At 46.5% G+C, this 17,005-nt stretch carries 17 protein-coding genes; 5 read left to right on the forward strand and 12 right to left on the reverse strand.

Going from position 1 to position 17,005, the window contains the following annotated elements; translation table 11 throughout:
- Positions 1-66: 66 nt before the first annotated feature.
- The 6 genes from nrdG to R5H20_RS20785 form a co-directional block, all read right to left on the reverse strand.
- Complete coding sequence (nrdG, locus tag R5H20_RS20760; RefSeq protein WP_006639302.1) at positions 67-513, reverse strand: anaerobic ribonucleoside-triphosphate reductase activating protein; 447 nt, start codon at positions 511-513, stop codon at positions 67-69.
- The gene (locus R5H20_RS20765; RefSeq protein WP_006639303.1) at positions 510-2,378 is read right to left on the reverse strand and encodes an anaerobic ribonucleoside triphosphate reductase; all 1,869 of its coding nucleotides are present in this window, start codon (positions 2,376-2,378) and stop codon (positions 510-512) included. Before R5H20_RS20765 ends, nrdG begins: the two co-directional genes overlap by 4 nt.
- A gap of 173 nt (positions 2,379-2,551) precedes the next feature.
- On the reverse strand, positions 2,552-3,535 hold the full coding sequence (kdgT, locus tag R5H20_RS20770; protein ID WP_006639304.1) for a 2-keto-3-deoxygluconate transporter: 984 nt from the start codon (positions 3,533-3,535) through the stop codon (positions 2,552-2,554).
- Positions 3,536-3,628: 93 nt separating this feature from the next.
- Positions 3,629-4,234, reverse strand: a complete 606-nt coding sequence (locus R5H20_RS20775; protein ID WP_006639305.1) for a bifunctional 4-hydroxy-2-oxoglutarate aldolase/2-dehydro-3-deoxy-phosphogluconate aldolase — start codon at positions 4,232-4,234, stop codon at positions 3,629-3,631.
- Complete coding sequence (locus tag R5H20_RS20780; protein ID WP_006639306.1) at positions 4,234-5,202, reverse strand: sugar kinase; 969 nt, start codon at positions 5,200-5,202, stop codon at positions 4,234-4,236. The genes R5H20_RS20775 and R5H20_RS20780 overlap by 1 nt, the downstream gene beginning before the upstream one ends.
- A 110-nt stretch (positions 5,203-5,312) precedes the next feature.
- Complete coding sequence (locus R5H20_RS20785; RefSeq protein WP_006639307.1) at positions 5,313-6,326, reverse strand: LacI family DNA-binding transcriptional regulator; 1,014 nt, start codon at positions 6,324-6,326, stop codon at positions 5,313-5,315.
- A 259-nt stretch (positions 6,327-6,585) separates the two neighbouring features.
- Between R5H20_RS20785 and kduI the strand changes: the two genes are divergently transcribed.
- Both kduI and kduD read left to right on the forward strand, forming a co-directional pair.
- Positions 6,586-7,413 carry a 5-dehydro-4-deoxy-D-glucuronate isomerase gene (gene kduI / locus R5H20_RS20790; RefSeq protein WP_006639308.1) on the forward strand — a complete coding sequence of 276 codons (828 nt, stop codon included), beginning with the start codon at positions 6,586-6,588 and terminating at the stop codon, positions 7,411-7,413.
- Between the two features lie 13 nt (positions 7,414-7,426).
- The gene (gene kduD, locus R5H20_RS20795; RefSeq protein WP_006639309.1) at positions 7,427-8,191 is read left to right on the forward strand and encodes a 2-dehydro-3-deoxy-D-gluconate 5-dehydrogenase KduD; all 765 of its coding nucleotides are present in this window, start codon (positions 7,427-7,429) and stop codon (positions 8,189-8,191) included.
- Positions 8,192-8,242: 51 nt separating this feature from the next.
- Here kduD and R5H20_RS20800 read toward each other — a convergent pair whose 3' ends face one another.
- Positions 8,243-9,382: a zinc-dependent alcohol dehydrogenase gene (locus tag R5H20_RS20800; RefSeq protein ID WP_006639310.1), complete on the reverse strand. Its 1,140-nt coding sequence runs from the start codon at positions 9,380-9,382 to the stop codon at positions 8,243-8,245.
- Positions 9,383-9,553: 171 nt separating this feature from the next.
- Here R5H20_RS20800 and R5H20_RS20805 point away from each other — a divergent pair, with 171 nt between their 5' ends.
- Positions 9,554-9,700 carry a hypothetical protein gene (locus R5H20_RS20805; RefSeq protein ID WP_155910198.1) on the forward strand — a complete coding sequence of 49 codons (147 nt, stop codon included), beginning with the start codon at positions 9,554-9,556 and terminating at the stop codon, positions 9,698-9,700.
- A 57-nt stretch (positions 9,701-9,757) separates the two neighbouring features.
- On the opposite strand, the gene R5H20_RS20810 is transcribed toward R5H20_RS20805, so the two are convergent.
- Positions 9,758-11,125, reverse strand: coding sequence for a sugar porter family MFS transporter (locus R5H20_RS20810; protein WP_006639311.1), 1,368 nt, complete (start codon positions 11,123-11,125; stop codon positions 9,758-9,760).
- A 297-nt stretch (positions 11,126-11,422) separates the two neighbouring features.
- Between R5H20_RS20810 and R5H20_RS20815 the strand changes: the two genes are divergently transcribed.
- Together R5H20_RS20815 and R5H20_RS20820 are read left to right on the forward strand one after the other, a co-directional pair.
- Positions 11,423-12,379: an LCP family protein gene (locus R5H20_RS20815; protein WP_006639312.1), complete on the forward strand. Its 957-nt coding sequence runs from the start codon at positions 11,423-11,425 to the stop codon at positions 12,377-12,379.
- A 189-nt stretch (positions 12,380-12,568) separates the two neighbouring features.
- Positions 12,569-13,429 (forward strand): Cof-type HAD-IIB family hydrolase, encoded by an 861-nt coding sequence (locus tag R5H20_RS20820; protein WP_006639313.1) that lies wholly within the window; start codon positions 12,569-12,571, stop codon positions 13,427-13,429.
- 44 nt (positions 13,430-13,473) lie between these two features.
- On the opposite strand, the gene R5H20_RS20825 is transcribed toward R5H20_RS20820, so the two are convergent.
- The 4 genes from R5H20_RS20825 to pgsC all read right to left on the reverse strand — a co-directional run bounded on the left by R5H20_RS20825 (position 13,474) and on the right by pgsC (position 17,000).
- Positions 13,474-14,721 (reverse strand): C40 family peptidase, encoded by a 1,248-nt coding sequence (locus R5H20_RS20825; RefSeq protein ID WP_006639314.1) that lies wholly within the window; start codon positions 14,719-14,721, stop codon positions 13,474-13,476.
- A gap of 478 nt (positions 14,722-15,199) precedes the next feature.
- Entirely contained in the window at positions 15,200-15,364 is a 165-nt protein-coding gene (locus R5H20_RS20830) for a hypothetical protein (protein ID WP_006639315.1), read from the reverse strand.
- Entirely contained in the window at positions 15,361-16,530 is a 1,170-nt protein-coding gene (locus R5H20_RS20835; protein ID WP_006639316.1) for a CapA family protein, read from the reverse strand. The genes R5H20_RS20830 and R5H20_RS20835 overlap by 4 nt, the downstream gene beginning before the upstream one ends.
- A 20-nt stretch (positions 16,531-16,550) precedes the next feature.
- Complete coding sequence (pgsC, locus tag R5H20_RS20840; RefSeq protein WP_006639317.1) at positions 16,551-17,000, reverse strand: poly-gamma-glutamate biosynthesis protein PgsC; 450 nt, start codon at positions 16,998-17,000, stop codon at positions 16,551-16,553.
- Between the last annotated feature and the right edge of the window lie 5 nt (positions 17,001-17,005).

The raw sequence follows: 17,005 nt of genomic DNA on the forward strand, positions 1-17,005 counted from the left end.
CAGGAAGTCAATCCCGGGCGCCCTATGTGTTTACCAAAAACAAGAAGAAGCCCGCGGGCTTCTTCTTCATGTCAGTTTGATGATTCTTTGATTTGAGCTTCCCCTGTAGAGCAATGTCAGATCCCTTTTATTGAGTTCAAACGGACCGTCCACCAATACATCGCAATATTCCAGCAGGGCGCTGTGTTTGTCATTGTTTAAAATCTGTTCATACGTATATCCGCTGTACAGCCATATATCCTTTTCAGAATCCTGCTTAATCCTCTTGGAGAGTTCAATCAGTTCACCGGTATGCAGGAGCGGCTCTCCTCCGGAATAGGTTACATTTGTCAGGGGATTCTTCATGATTTCCTCATAGACTTCATCAATGCTCATGTCAAAGCCGTTATTGATGTTCCAGCTCTGTTTGTTGTGGCAGCCTTCGCACATATGCGGGCAGCCCGCCAAAAAAACAACGGTTCTCAAACCTTCTCCGTCTACTATGCTGTCATGGATTATATTCATCACTTTCATTGGTGCTTCACTCTGTCCTTTTCTTCTTGTCTTTTAGCGGAATTCCATTTCGACATGTCACCGACCAAATATCCGGTAATCCGTCTGATTCGTTCAATTAAAGCTTCATCGCTGTTTTTGCATTGCGGGCATTCGTTATCAATAATGCCGGTGAATCCGCACGCTTTGCAATGATCGACCGGATGATTGATAGAGGCGTAGCCCATGCCTTCCCTGCGCATGGCATTAACGATTGTATCCATCGCTTGTATGTTTTTCTTCGGATCCCCGTCAAGCTCGATATAGCTGATGTGTCCGCCGTTGCACATCATGTGGAAGGGCGCTTCTTTTCTGATCTTTTCTATCGCCGTCAGCTTATAATGGACGGGAATATGAAACGAGTTCGTATAATAAATCCGATCCGTGACATTTTTGATAGCGCCGAATTGGATTCTGTCTTTTTTGACGAACTTTCCTGACAACCCTTCGGCAGGGGTGGCGATCAATGAAAAATTGAGCTTGTGTTTTTCCGTAGCTTCATCTGCCTTGTCCCGCATAAATTGGACGATTCGTTTACCCAATTCAAAGGCCTCATCGCTTTCTCCGTGATGTTTTCCCGTCAAAGCGGTCAAGGCTTCAGCCAATCCGATAAAGCCGATGCTCAAGGTGCCGTGCTTGAGCACGTCTTCAAGCGTGTCATCAGGACCCAATTGCTCGCTTCCGTGCCAGATTCCTTGGGAATATAAAAATTTAAAGTCTTTCGCTCTTTTTTTGCATTGAAAAGCGTACCTTTCCAACAGCTGCTGAATGGTTAAATCAATATAATGGCTTAACGATGTGAAAAACTGTTCAGTGTTTTCGCTCAGCAGGGCGATTTTCACAATGTTGATTGAGGTAAAAGATAAATTTCCCCTGCCGATGCTGTTTTCTTTCCCATTTATGTTGGACATCACGCGGGTTCTGCATCCCATATAGGCAATTTCGCTTTCAGGCGTTCCATCATAAAATGGCTTGTTCACGGGTGAATCGATAAAGCTAAAGTTGGGAAACAGCCTTTCGGCGCTTGTTTCTAATGCCAGCTGATATAAGTCGTAGTTTTGATCCGTCTTGTGGACATTGACCCCTTCTTTCATCTTAAAAATTTGAATCGGAAAGATGGGTGTTTCTCCCTTGCCTAAACCGGCTTTTGTCGCCTTGAGAATGTTTTTGATCAGCATCCGGCCTTCCCTTGATGTGTCAGTTCCGTAATTAATGGAGACGAAGGGAACTTGTCCGCCTCCTCTGGAATGCATGCTGTTGGCATTATGTATGAATGCTTCACAGGCTTGATAAGTGGTATTGTCGGTCTCTTGCCAAGCTTTTTCAGCTATTTCTTCTTCAGTTAATGTTGTCGGATATTCTTTGATCCTCTTCACGTGTTTTTCAAATGTTTTGCGGACGTAAGGGGCAAGGTCGTAGTCAAACATCGGAAATGACTGGCCCCCGTGCTGCATGTTTTGATTGGACTGGAAAATAATCGACGCTAAAGACAGCGCGCTCATGATGTCTTTCGGTTCTCTGAGGGACCCGTGTCCTGTGTGAAATCCATCCTGCAGCAGCTGCCCCAAAGGAATCTGACAGCAGGTTGTTGTACCGCTGGCCATAAAATCCAGATCGTGCGGGTATAGAAAATTGTCATCGACCGCTTTTTTAATTTCCGGCGACATTAAATAATGAAGCGCATAATGTCTCGCGCTCTCAGATGCAAACCGGCTCATTTGCCCCATCGGCGAACGTCCGTCTACATTTGCGTTTTCCTGCATTATATCGTGGTTTCCATATCCTACAATGTCGTGAAATGTCTCTGTTAATTGCAGTAATCCCTGCTCTTTAACGCCAGGTTTCATCCTTAACTCTCCTATCAATGGCATATATTGTGTTTTCATTTTTTAAAAAACACTACATATTGATATTAGCACAGTTTTTATTCTATAATTTTAGCAATTTCGTGACTTTCTCGGAAAAGGCATCATAAAAAGCGCCGCAGAATGGAATATTCCGCGGCGCCTATAGCCTTCATTTATTTATAGTCTATGGTGATCTGTTTTGGAGGTTTCCTATGTTTGACCCGTTTTTCTATCCAAATGGTTGCAAGCGGCGTCAGAAGCGAGGTGACGATGACGCTAGTTGCGATGATGGCCGTAGCCGACTCAGCCACCGGGGCAAACACCGGGTTTGCATCCGCCAGTGCATATGGAACGGCTACCGCCGCGCCGGCCGTAGATGATGCCGCCACTCCGGCCACACCGTCCCCCCTCGCAATCAGACGATCGAGCAAGTATAAAGAGGCTCCCGACAGAATGACGACCGACACACCGACAAAAATCCCTAAAAGGCCGGATTTGACGAGCATTCTAAAATCGAGCGTATTCCCTAATGAAAATGCGAAAAACGGAATGATCGCCGGGACGACTTTACTGAATAAGTCACGCAGTTCATGGTCAAGATTTCCGAGTATGCAGCCGAGCAAAAACGGAATGACGGTTGCAGCGAGCGTCTCCCACGGAAATGCCGCCAATCCTGTCACACCAAACGTCACCATAGTCATAAACGGCCCGGACTCCGTACTGATAAAAGCGAAAGCCCCTGCGTCTTCCTTCCGTCCCATATGGTTCATCAATGCCAAATAGAGTCCGCCGTTCGTTTCATTCAAGACCGCTACAATGGCAAGAACGGACAAGCCCGCAAAAAATCCCGATTGAATTCCTTCGTCAGGAATAAACTGTGAAGCGATCAAGCCCAATAAAGCAGCAAAGCCTACTTTTCCAATCAGCAGTGTCAAGCCTTTTCTGGCGATATAGCCTGAAGAGCGAAAATCGATGGTGGCCCCAACACAAAAGATAAATACCCCTAAAATCGGCAGCGTTCCTGTAATCAAGGCTCCTGTAAATCCACCAAAAAAGTCGGCCGTTCCGGGAGCAAACGTATTCAGCGCCGCTCCCAAAAACAGCGGAATAATCATCATGCCCCCAGGCACACGTTCAATCGTTGCTTTAATTTTCATCATTTTTTCTCCCATCTCAGTTAATGACAAAACAAAGCTATTGATCTGAAAAGCCTAAAATCGTGACGATGCTGCGGCATGCTTTATTTTTGTTTATATCCGTCTTTGGAAAATCCGCTGAAGGTCTTCTGCCGACACTTTATCAAGCTGGCTTCCCACTCCTACGGCCAGCGCTCCGGCGTCAAGCCATTTTTCCACATCGCCGGGATGAATTCCCCCGGTCGGAATAAAGCGGATGTCCGGGAATGGACCCGCCAAATTTTTCATATAGGAAATGCCTGATGTTCCGCCTGGAAATAATTTAAGAATGCGAAACCCCTTTGACACCGCTTCCATAATTTCGCTCGGCGTTATGACACCCGGAATAAAAAATGCATCCAATGATGCGGCTTCATCAGCCAGCTCCCCTGAAAACCCGGGGCTGACGATAAATTTCGCCCCCGCATCGGCGGCTTCCCGCGCCTGCAGACCCTCGGTGACCGTACCCGCGCCGACAAGAAGACCGTCCATCTTCGCGAATTTTGCAATCAACTCAGACGCTCCAGGAGTGGTGTAAGTGATTTCAATCGCGGTGATTCCTTTATCGATGAGACGATGAATGGCATCATCCGCCGCCTCCATGCCTTTGGCGCGGACGACTGCGATCAGGCCGGCGTTTGCAAGCTGTTCCTGTGTTTTTTCGATCATGGACATTTCCATCATAGTGAACCTCCTATTTTTTGATTTTCCATCACTCTTAAAAACTCTGTTAATTTTTCTCTTGACGGAAGGCCGTCCATATCCCCCGGAGCCATGACCGCCAGTGCTCCGATGGCATTCGCTCTCTGCACCGCTTCCTCCAGCGGCAGCCGGTCCAAAAGCCCGCTGATGATGCCGACAGCAAAGCCATCACCCGCTCCAACGGTGTCGACCACTCTATCAACCGCATATCCCGGTATATAGCCGGTTTTTTCCGCCGTCCGGAAGTAGGCTCCTTCTTTTCCCAGTTTGACGACGATTAGCCCGACTCCCCTGTTTAAATAAAATTCCGCAATGTCTTCAGGTGCGTCCAGGCCGGTCAAGAGCTTCCCCTCGTTGATTCCCGGAAGAAACCAATCAGCCCGGGCTGCGATCTCGTTGATCGTGTGTATCATTGTCTGCTCGTCAGGCCAAAGCTGGAAACGTAGATTCGGATCAAACGAAATGGTTTTCCCCTGTTTTTTCATGTGGTCGACGGCATGATGCACAAATTCTTTCATGTTTTTTGATAATGCGGGCGGTATGCCTGTCATGTGCATATGCTTCGCCTGCTTGAAATAATCCCCCGGGTAGTCGTGTACGCCCATTGTGCTGGCGGCGGATCCTTTTCGATAATATGTTACATCAGGATCTCCGCTTTCCACCTTTGATTTGAGCAATATTCCCGTTTGTCTTCCTGCCGTGCGTTTGACTTCAGAAATATCCACCCGTTCTTTTTTCAGTTCATTTAAGATAAAGGTTCCGAGCGAATCATCGCCGACCTTGCTCATCCAGCCCACCCGAAAACCTAAACGGGCCAGCCCGACGGCGACATTTGTCTCGGCTCCGGCAAGCGCCTTGGAAAACGAAGAAGCTTCATGAAGCTCCCCCGCTTCGTTTGCATAGAACATCGTCATGGATTCACCGAACGTGATGATGTCGAGTGTCATTCTTCCACTCCTCCTTCGAAAAATGGTACCGGTTTCAAAAATATTGCCAGAAAAACACTCTCCCCCAGATTACGGGCGGCATGAGTGCTCTTTTTGATGATGAGATTCAGCTATAGTGAAGACCTAAGGATCAATTCCGCCTCAAGCTGGATAGTTTGCGGAGCGCTGTCATCTCCTTCAAGGCGTTTGATAATCCTTTCCATTGCAACTCTGCCCATTTCGTGCGACGGCTGGGCAATGGTTGTAATCCCCGGACCGATTAATTTATACCATTCGGTGTCGTCAAATCCCGCAATTCCGACATCCTCCGGAATCGCTGCGCCCATCTCATAAAGGCAGCTGATGATTTTCAGCATCAGGAGCCCGTTGTTCCCAAGTATGGCTTTTTTGCCTTGATCATCACCGGATGCCAAAAAGCTTTTGACAGCCTGCATGAGAGCCGCTTTATCTTTCACATCGACTTCATATATCTGGGGAATGCGGCCCGCATTGCGTTCAAGAGCGATTTCGGTGTAAGCCGAAGCCCTTTCTTCCCTCGGGCTGATCCCAGCCATCGGCTCTGTGAACAGACCGACATGGCGGTAGCCTTTGTCATACATGTAATGGACGATTTGGCTTGTGACTTCGCGGTTATTTGTCGTGACCGCATCAAGCTTCAATCCGGGCACTTTCCGGTCGACGAGCACAATGGAGACGTCCTGGCTGATCAGATCCATCAGCACATCGTTGTTTTGTCCGGTTGTATTGATAATCAGCCCCTCAATGTAATGGGCGTTCAGCTTGTGCAGCATTTCCCTTTCCTTCTCAGGGCTGTTATCCGTGTTGCAGACCATGATGCTGTACCCGTACTGATCACAAACCTCTTCGACTCCCCTCAAGGTTGCTACAGAAAACGGGTTTGTAATATCGGCTACTAAAAAACCGATGAGTTTGCTCTTTTTCACTTTCAGTCCCTGCGCCATCTGGCTGGGCCGATAATTTAGCGCCTCGATCGCTTTTTTGATGCTTTTGACTTTTTTGGGCGATATGGCATCGATTTTCCCGTTGATATACCGGGAAACCGTTGATTTTGATACGCCCGCATGTGCTGCTACTTCGTTGATGGTTACTTTTTTATCCTTCATTCAAGTACTCCTATACGCCTTAAATTTGAAACCGATCTCAAAAACTTTATACATTCAGCATACCACATCCGCAAAAGTTTGGAATGGTTTTTTTAAATTTGAAGATTTACATTGACAATCTTCAGAAAAAATCGAAAAGGCTGTTGACGATTTCCATTATCTGCTTTACAATTCATGTTTGAAACCGTTACCAAAAACTTTGCATTTTCATGCTTCATTCAAGTCAAAGCGAAAACGTCCAATCCAAGGAGGAGAAAGTATGGAAAATCGCTATTCCGTTCATCCTGAACAAGCGAAACGATTCACGACCGCAGAGCTTCGCGAACATTTTTTAATAGACTCATTGTTTGTTGAAAATCAGCTGAACATGTTTTATTCACATGAGGACAGGGTGGTAATCGGCGGAGCCGTGCCGGTGAAAGAGCCGATTAAGCTTGATGCGGGCGACTTTTTAAAAACCGATTATTTCCTTGAACGGCGCGAGGTCGGGATCGTGAATGTCGGACAGGCGGGAACCGTAAAGGTTGACGGTGAAGAGCACGTTTTAGGGCATAAGGATTTTCTGTATATCGGTCTGGGGAGCAAAGACGTTTATTTTTCAAGCTTGAATGAAGGCGCTGCCAAGTTTTATTTTATTTCCGCGACAGCCCATAAACATTATCCTGTGCAAAAAGCCGCGCTTTCCGAGCTTCCATACGACCACTTGGGGGATGAAGCGTCTTCTAATGTCCGCAACCTTTATAAAGTGATCCATGAAGACGGCATTAAAAGCTGCCAGCTCATGATGGGAATTACTTTCCTTGAGTCCAACAACACGTGGAATACAATGCCGGCCCATGTGCATGACCGCCGGATGGAGGTCTATCTCTATCTTGACCTTCACGAGGAAGAGAAAGTGTTCCATTTCATGGGTGAACCGACTGAAACGCGCCATCTCGTTGTCGGGAATGAACAGGCTGTGATTTCGCCTGCCTGGTCGATTCATTCAGGTTCCGGGACATCCAATTACTGTTTTATATGGGCGATGGCCGGCGAAAATTATACATTCAAAGACATGGATGCCGTCCCGATGAATGTCATACGGTAAGGACGTGAATCAAATGGGATATCTGGAATCATATTTTTCTCTTGAAGGAAAAACCGCTCTTGTTACAGGCCCCGGCACAGGGATCGGCCAAGGTATCGCCGAAGCCCTCGCAAAAGCGGGCGCCGATATTGTCGGCACCGCCCACACGAGCGGGCTTGATGAAACAAAACGGCTGATTGAAGGAACAGGCAAAACGTTCACTTCCTATCAACTCGACATGGGAAATCCCGATGAAGTCGAGGCTTTCACAAAAGAAGTGCTTGACCGTCATCAAATCGATATTTTGGTAAACAACGCCGGTACGATCCGCAGAGAAAAAGCGGCCGAGTTTTCCCGCGAAAACTGGGAGACCGTCATGAATGTCAATTTGAACAGCCTCTTCATCCTGACACAGGCGGTCGGCAGACACATGATTGAGAGAAGGCATGGGAAAATTATCAATATCGCTTCCCTTCTGTCGTTTCAGGGCGGAATCCTCGTTCCAGCTTATACGGCGAGCAAGCATGCCGTGGCCGGATTGACCAAGTCATTTGCCAACGAATGGGCCGCATACAATGTCCAGGTGAATGCCATCGCACCGGGATACATTACGACAAACAACACAAAACAAATCCGCGAGGACAAGAACCGGAATACCGAGATTTTAAAACGGATTCCGGCGGAGCGCTGGGGAGAGCCCGCCGACATCGCCGGCGCGGCGGTATTCCTTTCATCTCCTGCTTCAGATTATGTGAACGGACATGTTTTGGCTGTCGACGGCGGATGGCTCGCGAGATAAAGAGAATATATGAAGGCTGCCGGAACTTTGGCAGCCTTCAGGCACGTCAGATCAAAACGATGGTTTTAAGATCACCTTGATGCAACCATCCTCATGATCGTTGAACAATTGATAGGCGCGGCCGGCTTCTTCAAGCGGAAGCCGGTGCGTAATGATTTCTTTCGGGTCAAACGCTCCCCGTTCGATTTTCCGAAAAATCTCCGGCATCAAATGGATGACGGGCGCCTGCCCCATTTTCAGCGTCACATTCCGGGCAAAAAAAGCTCCGAGCGGAAACATATTATAATTGCTTCCATAGACTCCGGTGATTTGGACAGTACCGCATTTTCTGACCGCCTTCGTTGAAATCTGAATCGGACCGAGCGTCCCGCCCTGAAGCTTTAATTTTTGCTCAAGAAACTCAAGCGGCGATTTCTTCCCATCCATTCCGACACAGTCGATGACGACATCTGCGCCGCCTTTCGTTATTTCCTTTAAGTGCTCTCCCATGTCGGGATATTCCGTAAAATCAAACACCTCCACTTTGTTCAGTGCTTTCGCTTGTTTTAAACGATAGTCCAAATAGTCAACAGCGATGACCCGTTTCGCCCCCTCCATCCAGGCGAATTTCTGCGCCATTAATCCGACCGGTCCGCAGCCGAGCACGATCACGGTATCCCCCTTTTTGACGCCCGCATGAAGCACGCTCCAATAAGCGGTGGGCAACACATCTGATAAAAATAAGAGAGATTCGTCTTCAAGCTCGCATGATTCCGGAATGACAAACGGCGTAAAGTTGCCAAACGGCACTTTCAAATATTCAGCTTGTCCGCCGGGATGGTTGCCGAACTTCTCCGAGTAGCCGAAATATCCGCCTGAATCATAATGCGGATTCGAATTGTCGCATTGGCTCTCCAGCTTGTTTTCGCAATAGTAGCAATGTCCGCAGGCGACAGTGAAGGGGATGACGACCCTGTCGCCTTTTTTCACCTTTGTCACGTCAGGACCGGTTTCTTCTACGATTCCCATCGGCTCATGGCCAAGCTGAAACCCTTTTGGAAGGGGGAAGTTCCCTTGATAAAGATGAAGATCAGAGCCGCAAATCGCCGTTGAGGTGATCCTGACGACAATATCGTCCTTTTTCTCGATCTTGGCGTCCTCCACTTGATTGACCTCAATATGCTGAGGCCCTTGAAACGTTACTGCTTTCACTTGTCCACACTCCCATTATTTTCATGTCATTTTAGTGTTGGATAAACCGGTGATCTTATTCAGATTTTAAACAAACGTTTGCTTATCGGCCCCTCCTTCAAAAAAGCTGAATCATCGAAAGGATTCGTTCATACATAAAATAAACGGATGTTCCTGCTGGGGGGTGTTGTAATGCTGCTGCAAATACTGGTCGGAGGGCTTTTTGTTTTCATTGTTTTCTTTCTGATTTTCCGCGGGATTAAATCAGGCCATTTGCCCCGCCATGACCAGGCAGGTGATGAAGATGCCGCTAAAGAGCATAAAGATGAACGATTATAAAGGAGAAATTTGTCCGGCAAAACAGAGGATAAGCTGACACCCATCCTCTGTTTTTTTCTACTGGTCAGCCGCCCGGCCGCCGGCTTTCCGTTCGCCGCCATTCTTTAACTCGTGTTCAATTTCTTCAAGGCTCTTTCCCTTGGTTTCCTTTACTTTGAAAAAGACAAACAGGAATGCAGCGATCCCGATGCCCGCATAGCAAAGGAACAAATAACTGATTCCCATCGCCTCAAGCAAAGCGGGAAAGGTGATTGTCACGATAAGATTTCCGGCGTGAAGCATTAATGTCGATACTCCTGTCCCAATCCCCCTGATGTGAAGCGGAAACAGCTCAGGAAGCATCACCCAGACGATCGGGCCCCAGCTGACCGCAAATACGACGATAAACACGCCTAAGCAAATAACCGTCGTCCATGCTGCACCAGCGGTATTGCCAAAAAAGAGATTGGTCAGGGCAAGCACGATCAGGCTGATGACCATCCCCGCATTTCCGAACAGCAGAAGCGGCTTTCGGCCGAGCCTGTCGATCATCCGGATGGCCACCAGCGTCATGAGCACGTTTACCGTTCCGATGCCGACTGTGCCCAAGATGGCGGCTGAATTTTCAAATCCCACATTCGTAAACGTTTTCGGCGCATAATAAATGATGGTATTTGTTCCGATAAATTGCTGGAGAAAGGCTAGACCAAGTCCGGCAATCAATGCCGGGCGCACCCACGGTTCAAAAAGCTCTTTCAAACCTCCATTATCCCGCTTTTCCGTTTCTTTGATCTCATGTACTTCCTGATCGACTCTGTTTCGGCCTCTCATCTTGGCCAAAACCGCTCTCGCTTTTCCATCTCTTCCATTCGCCAACAGCCAGCGCGGGCTCTCAGGCATAAAAAAGATACCGATCAGAAGAGCGGTTGACGGCACAATCGCCAAGCCGAGCATCCAGCGCCATGCACCAGCATCGCTAAAAGCGTAATTGATCAGATAAGAAACAAGAATCCCGATCGTAATCATCAGCTGATTTAATGAGGAAAGGGCGCCCCGCGACTCCTTCGGCGCAAGCTCTGAGAGATAAAGGGGAACGATCGTTGTTGAACAGCCCACCGCAAGACCGAGCACGATTCTAAAGGCCACCATATATTCCGCAGTCGGCGCCATCGCCGTACCAAGTCCGCCGATGCAATACAGCACGGCCGCCGACATGATCGTCTTCCTCCTGCCGAACCGGTCTGTCAGCTTTCCTGAAAAGCCGGACCCGAAGATCGCCCCGATTAAAATCGCACTGACAACAAGCCCTTCTGTAAAAGCATTCAAACCGAGCTCTTCTTTCATAAACAGGATCGCTCCGGAGATGACGCCGGTGTCATAACCATAGAGCATCCCCCCTAAGGCTCCAAAAAAATAAAGCCAGAGATTCGATCTTTTTTTCTGCATTAATACGTCCTCCTCTATTAAACAGGGATGCGGTTATCTGTTATGAATCTTTTACCTCATCTCTCATTCTTCAAACATCAAAGTTACTCCCATTAAAAGGAATCCGAATAAATGAAACATTTTTTTGTTTTTATCGTCCTATTATAGGTGGCGAAAAATAAATAGCAGTCCAGCCTACATCTCCCCACATAGCTGAATGCTGTCTGTTTTGTAAATTCAAAATCTTGAAATCTATATAAATTTGCACTTATTCAACAGAAATGATATGTTTCAATAAATAGAAGAGGAGCTTACACGATGTCACGATCGCAACGAACGAAAAAACGAAAGCTGAGAAAATGGGTAAAATACTCATTATTCTTGATTGTTTTGCTTATAACGGCTACAGCGGCCGCAGGCGGCTATGCCTACTTTAAAGTCGCCAGCGCATCAAAAGAGGCGCAAATCAGCCTTGCAAGGGGAAGCCAGTCCGTCAAGCGGATTCAAGAATTCAATCCGAGCAAGGATAACTTTTCGATCCTGATGATGGGGATTGACGCACGTCCGGGACAGGATATGAACAAGGAACGAAGCGACGCAATGGTCCTTGCCACATTCAACAGGAAGGACAAATCCGTAAAGCTTCTGAGCATTCCCCGGGATTCTTATGTCAACATCCCAGGGCGGGGATTTGATAAAATCACCCATGCCCATTCCCTTGGCGGCCGGGATCTAAGCGTTGAAGCCGTCGAAAATCTGCTTGATATACCGGTCGATTATGTAATTGATGCCAACTTTACGGCTTTCAGAGAAATCGTCGACGAACTCGGCGGCGTTCCGGTTACCATTAAGAACGATTATGTCGTCAAGCAAATCACAAAAGATACAAAAGGAAAAGTGAATCTAAAGACCGGTTCTCAGACGCTGAACGGTGAAGAAGCACTGGCTTACGTCAGGACGAGAAAAGCCGATACCGACTTAATGCGCGGACAGCGGCAGATGGAAGTGCTGAAAGCGGTCATCGACAAATCCAAATCGGTTACCTCCATACCGGCGTATGACGATATTCTTGACACCCTCGGAAAAAATGTTTCGATGAATCTGTCATTAAACGAAGCGATCGGACTGCTTCCATTCGTTTCTTCAATCACTTCGGTCGACACCCTTCAGCTGAAAGGGACCGATTACCAGCCCAGCAATGTCTACTATTTCAAGCTTGATGAAGAAAATCTCGCTGAAACAAAGCAAATATTAAAGCAGCAATTGGGCATGTAATATGAATAAGGATGATCTTAGATCATCCTTTTTTCTGTTTAATTTAAACACGATTTACTATTGAAAAAATTTAAATTTAGGTTTAGCCTTTTACATAACAGTTTTATATCATTTAGGGAATACTCTGGGAAAGCTGTTTTTTGCCTCTGAACACTTAAAACCGCTCTAATAGGAGGTCATATTTACATAATGAGATTAATTGCAATCGATTTGGATGGAACCCTTTTAAATACCGAAAGCAAAATTTCTGCAGAAAATCGGGCCGCCATCAAAAAGGCGCTTGTCTCGGACTGCATCGTGGCGATTTGCACGGGAAGGGCAACCTTTGACGTAAAAGCGCTTCTCAATGATTTAGACATTCCGATTATCGCCGCAAACGGGGGAACGGTTCACGATTTCAACTATAAACTGCTGAGCAGAACCTTGATGGATCGGGAAGCCGGGCAAAAAGCAGCTCAATATTTGACAGAGCATGATATTTACTTTGAAGTATATACGGATGATGCCCTTTTATCGCCATATGACGGAAAACAAAAACTCCAGGCCGAGCTTGATATCGTCACGAGCGCCAATCCGGACGAAGACAGGGAGACGCTTTGGCAGGGGGCGCTGACACAGTTTAAACAATTCGGCATTAAGCCTGTTCCCGATATTCGCGAAGTGTTTAACGGAAACGAAAATATTTATAAGCTGCTTTGCTTTTCATTTGATATGGAGAAGCTGAAAAAAGCAAAAACCGATCTGTCGGCATATACAAAACTCGGACTCACTTCGTCCGGAAAGCACATTATTGAAATTCTGCCTGCCGACTCAGGTAAAGGCAGGGCCTTGAGAGAATTTGCGAGACATTACGGAATTGAGAAAAAGGATATCTACGCAATCGGCGACAGTCCGAACGATTTATCAATGTTTGAAGAAGCGGACCATCGAATCGCGATGGGAAATGCGATCGATGAGCTAAAACATATGAGCACGTTTATCACGAAAAGCAATGATGAAAATGGTGTGGCTTATTTTATCAACAAGCTGCTTGAAAACGAGTATCAATAAAAAAGAAACCGCCTGATCACCTCAGGGCGGTTTCCTTTTTTAAGCTATTGAATTCTGACGCTTCCGACATATTTATCTTTCCAATACGCGCTTGTCTCCATGTCGGCGGTCGTCACACCAGAGGAAAGGGTGACGAGAACGACCTGGCCGTTGCCGATATAAATGGCGGGATGGAGGACGGTCGTTCCTTGGAAGAAAACGAGATCTCCCGGTTCAAGCTCCTGCTTCGTGATCTTTGTGCCTGCTTTGTACTGCTTATCGGCGTAGCGCGGCAGCTCGATGCCGGCCGCCGTTTTGTACACATACTGGATAAAGCCTGATGTGTCAAAGCCTTCCTGAGGGGTTGTGCCGCCCTTTTTGTAGCCGACTTCGCCAATATATTGAATGGCTTCGGAAACAATCGGATTGTCCGGCAGCGAGAGATTGTCAAAGCGGCGGATACCCGTGAATTTCTTTTGCCAGTATGATGCCGACAAGTAGGAAATCGTCACTTTATCTGAGCGGCTCGCATGAATGAACCTGCCTCCGCCGGCGTAAATGCCGTTATGCGAGATGCCCGGCTTATAGGTGTTGCTGAAGAAGATGACATCTCCGGGCTGGATATCCTCCAACTTAACTTTTTTGCCGACTGCCCATTGCTGTTCCGCCGACCTCGGCAAATATACACCGAGCGCCTCTCTAAAGACATATTGGGTCAGACCTGAGCAATCAAAGCCGACATCAGGTGAAGCACTTCCAAACACATAAGGAACCCCAACATAATTCAGCGCTTTTTGAACAACAGGATCTTTTGAAATTTCCGGTTCTTCTGTTATTCGTCTCGCCTGATCATAGGACGAACTCCAATAAGCGCTGCCTTCAAGCTTTGTAATGGCGACCCCGTTCGATTTCGTGCTGTGGATGATTTGATCCTCTCCTAAATAAATGGCAACATGTGTCGGGCCGTCTGATTCAAGCGCTCCGTTTTTAAAAAAGACAATATCGCCCTGTTCAAGGTCCTGGCGGTTCACCTTTGTTCCGATCTTTGCCTGCTCCTTTACCGTTCTGGGAAGCGGGATGTCAAGCGCCTCCTGAAAAACGTACTGAACAAAGCCTGACGGATCAAACCCCTCTTTTGGCGAGGCTCCGCCATACGTGTATTTTTTGCCTTCCAGCTTCTTGGCCGTTTCGGCAATTGATTCGCCTTTCGTCTGTGGCTTAGCGGCCTTTTCGCCAGGCAAAAATGAAAACATCAAAAACACCGCCATTCCAATAAACATGAGCAACTGTTTGTGTGCTGTTTTTTTCTTCAAATGACCTGTTCCTCCTCTTTTTCTCTATCATCGGCGTTTTACTGGGATATTTAAGTTCTGACTTTTTCGGCATGCAATGCGAAGCAGTGAGAAGAAATGCAGACACTCGAATCATCAGCTTTTATTAACATTCAGGAAAAATCATATTCAGAGGGACATTCGCTGCAGAAGGTGATATACATGAGGTGTTCGTTTCCATCCCGATTTGTACAACATGAGTGCTCGCAAAAAAGCCGGATTTGGATATGAAGCTGCTGCCGCATTTTCTTCTTTGATTTGGATGTATATATGTTTGTTTTTTACCCCTTTAAAAGAATACAATAAACATCCTCTTTGACCAACAGCAAAATCCTCCTGAATTTTTATAAAACTTTTTTCCCTGATTAGCTAAGGAATTAGTCGTTTCTTGCTCAAAAAAATAAAGACTGCCGGGATAGGTCCCGGGCAGTCTAATCATGATTCTACAGATTCTATTTTATTACTTTCCGCCTGTCGCATTATCTTGCTGATGCACTTTTTCGATTTCTGCTGAAATTTTTGCTTTTTCATCGCTTGACAGTTCATCAGAGTATTTAAAAGCGGACATGAATGACATGATCAGAATCAATCCAACAAACGGCCATATCGCTTTCACAATTTTCATTTGTTTGTCACTCCGTTTTCATTATTTTTCAGTTTGTCCGTATGATCAACTTCAAATGTTAGCTTTCCGTTTTCCTCTTTCCAGTCAAGGCCTGTTCCTTTGGTTAATTGGCGGAAAATCGCTTCCCGCTTAATGAAATCGCTCTTGCCCAAAGGCGATGGCGTGGCTTCGCGAATATTAAGAGGCGTCACCTCAAAGCGGCCTTTACCATCGTTCATTAAATGATACTGAACAAGCGCGCTGTCGCGGGTTCTTGACCATCCTTGGTCAAATACGAAGTTTCCAAGGCTGTAGAAAATCGCTGTGCCATTATATACTTCAATCGGTTCAAGAACATGGGGATGTGCGCCGAGGATAACGTCTGCACCCGCATCGGCGATCGCTTTTGCCAAATCTCTTTGTCTGTCGTTCGGTTCATTGTCATACTCCTGTCCCCAGTGAACGTGTACGACGACAAGATCCGCTTTTTTGGAGGCTTCCGCAATCATCGGAATAAAGACTTTCGGGCTTAGCGGCAATACCCCGCCCCTGTTCTTTTTGGCTGTGAAATTTTTCGTGTAGGTATCTGTAAATCCAAGCGTGGCGATTTTTACGCCGTTAACATTTTGATAAGATACGTGCTGCTTGGCTTCATCCAGATTTTTGCCTGCGCCCACAATGTCCAGATTCTCTTCTGTAAACTTGTTAAGCGTATCATTCAAACCGTCCTGGCCGTAGTCCATCGCATGGTTGTTGGCGAAGTTCATCACACTGAAGTTCATATTTTTCAAGGTTTCGACAGACTCTAGATTGGTTTGCAGATGAATATTCTTTTCTGCAGGCTGATAGTCTTTTTCTTTTGTTGCAGGGTTTTCGAAGTTCCCTGTTATAAAATCTGACACATCAAAATATGGCTTCACATTTTTGAAAACACTTTCCGGACCATGCAGTTTCGTCACTTTTTCTACATTTCTGCCCATCATGATATCGCCGACAAAGGTGGCTGTCAGTTTGGCATCCTTTTGCTTTGTGATTTGTGAAGGAGTCTTGGCGCTTCCGAACCAAGTAAAGACAAACATTAAACAAAATATAACAGGCAATGCGATGAGAACATGTTTATGCGTTTTCTTTTTCTCCTGCTTTGTCAGTTTCAGCAGCTTTTCCTGAAAGTTCAGTTGTTTTTTCATCGTTTTAGACACACCTAACTTTAGATTAGATAGTAAGCATACATAATCACGAATGTTGCTCCGCTTAATAAAAGCGTACTTCCGAGCGTAATGGTTAATCCTTGACGTTGGATGGTATTGGCGATCAGACCCGGTACGATGATACCGATTCCCCTGAATTCCGCAATCTCAAACGGCATCACCGGATAGATGAAATCGAACCCGATTTTCAGGAGAATCCCCGTGATCAGCATAGCTGCGAATTTTCTGCGTCCGTAAAGAATCATGATTTTTGACAGTCCGTATTTTACAATCACATAAGTCAACAGGCTGACAAAAAGGACCAACAGCATGAAAATCGGCTGGTTAAATACAAGTCCCAAATAGCCCGGTACGACAAGTCCCGCCGGTACAATCCCCGTTTTTTCCGCGAAAATCAAACTGAGTAAGACACCTAAAATGAGGGCGATATATAAATCTGATCCAAACATTGTGT

It is taken from the genome of Bacillus sp. KICET-3 (assembly GCF_033261025.1).
Taxonomy (GTDB): Bacteria; Bacillota; Bacilli; order Bacillales; family Bacillaceae; genus Bacillus; species Bacillus sonorensis.

Bases quoted from the DNA above. Each gene is read 5' to 3' on its own strand.
- pgsC (WP_006639317.1), bottom strand. From the start codon at position 17,000: ATGTTTGGATCAGATTTATATATCGCCCTCATTTTAGGTGTCTTACTC.
- R5H20_RS20775 (WP_006639305.1), bottom strand. From the start codon at position 4,234: ATGGAAATGTCCATGATCGAAAAAACACAGGAACAGCTTGCAAACGCC.
- kduD (WP_006639309.1), top strand. From the start codon at position 7,427: ATGGGATATCTGGAATCATATTTTTCTCTTGAAGGAAAAACCGCTCTT.
- R5H20_RS20830 (WP_006639315.1), bottom strand. From the start codon at position 15,364: ATGAAAATTGTGAAAGCGATATGGCCGTTTGTTGGATTGATTCTGATC.
- R5H20_RS20780 (WP_006639306.1), bottom strand. From the start codon at position 5,202: ATGACACTCGACATCATCACGTTCGGTGAATCCATGACGATGTTCTAT.
- kduI (WP_006639308.1), top strand. From the start codon at position 6,586: ATGGAAAATCGCTATTCCGTTCATCCTGAACAAGCGAAACGATTCACG.
- R5H20_RS20810 (WP_006639311.1), bottom strand. From the start codon at position 11,125: ATGCAGAAAAAAAGATCGAATCTCTGGCTTTATTTTTTTGGAGCCTTA.
- R5H20_RS20835 (WP_006639316.1), bottom strand. From the start codon at position 16,530: ATGAAAAAACAACTGAACTTTCAGGAAAAGCTGCTGAAACTGACAAAG.
- R5H20_RS20785 (WP_006639307.1), bottom strand. From the start codon at position 6,326: ATGAAGGATAAAAAAGTAACCATCAACGAAGTAGCAGCACATGCGGGC.
- R5H20_RS20815 (WP_006639312.1), top strand. From the start codon at position 11,423: ATGTCACGATCGCAACGAACGAAAAAACGAAAGCTGAGAAAATGGGTA.
- R5H20_RS20820 (WP_006639313.1), top strand. From the start codon at position 12,569: ATGAGATTAATTGCAATCGATTTGGATGGAACCCTTTTAAATACCGAA.
- kdgT (WP_006639304.1), bottom strand. From the start codon at position 3,535: ATGAAAATTAAAGCAACGATTGAACGTGTGCCTGGGGGCATGATGATT.
- nrdG (WP_006639302.1), bottom strand. From the start codon at position 513: ATGAAAGTGATGAATATAATCCATGACAGCATAGTAGACGGAGAAGGT.
- R5H20_RS20765 (WP_006639303.1), bottom strand. From the start codon at position 2,378: ATGAAACCTGGCGTTAAAGAGCAGGGATTACTGCAATTAACAGAGACA.
- R5H20_RS20805 (WP_155910198.1), top strand. From the start codon at position 9,554: ATGCTGCTGCAAATACTGGTCGGAGGGCTTTTTGTTTTCATTGTTTTC.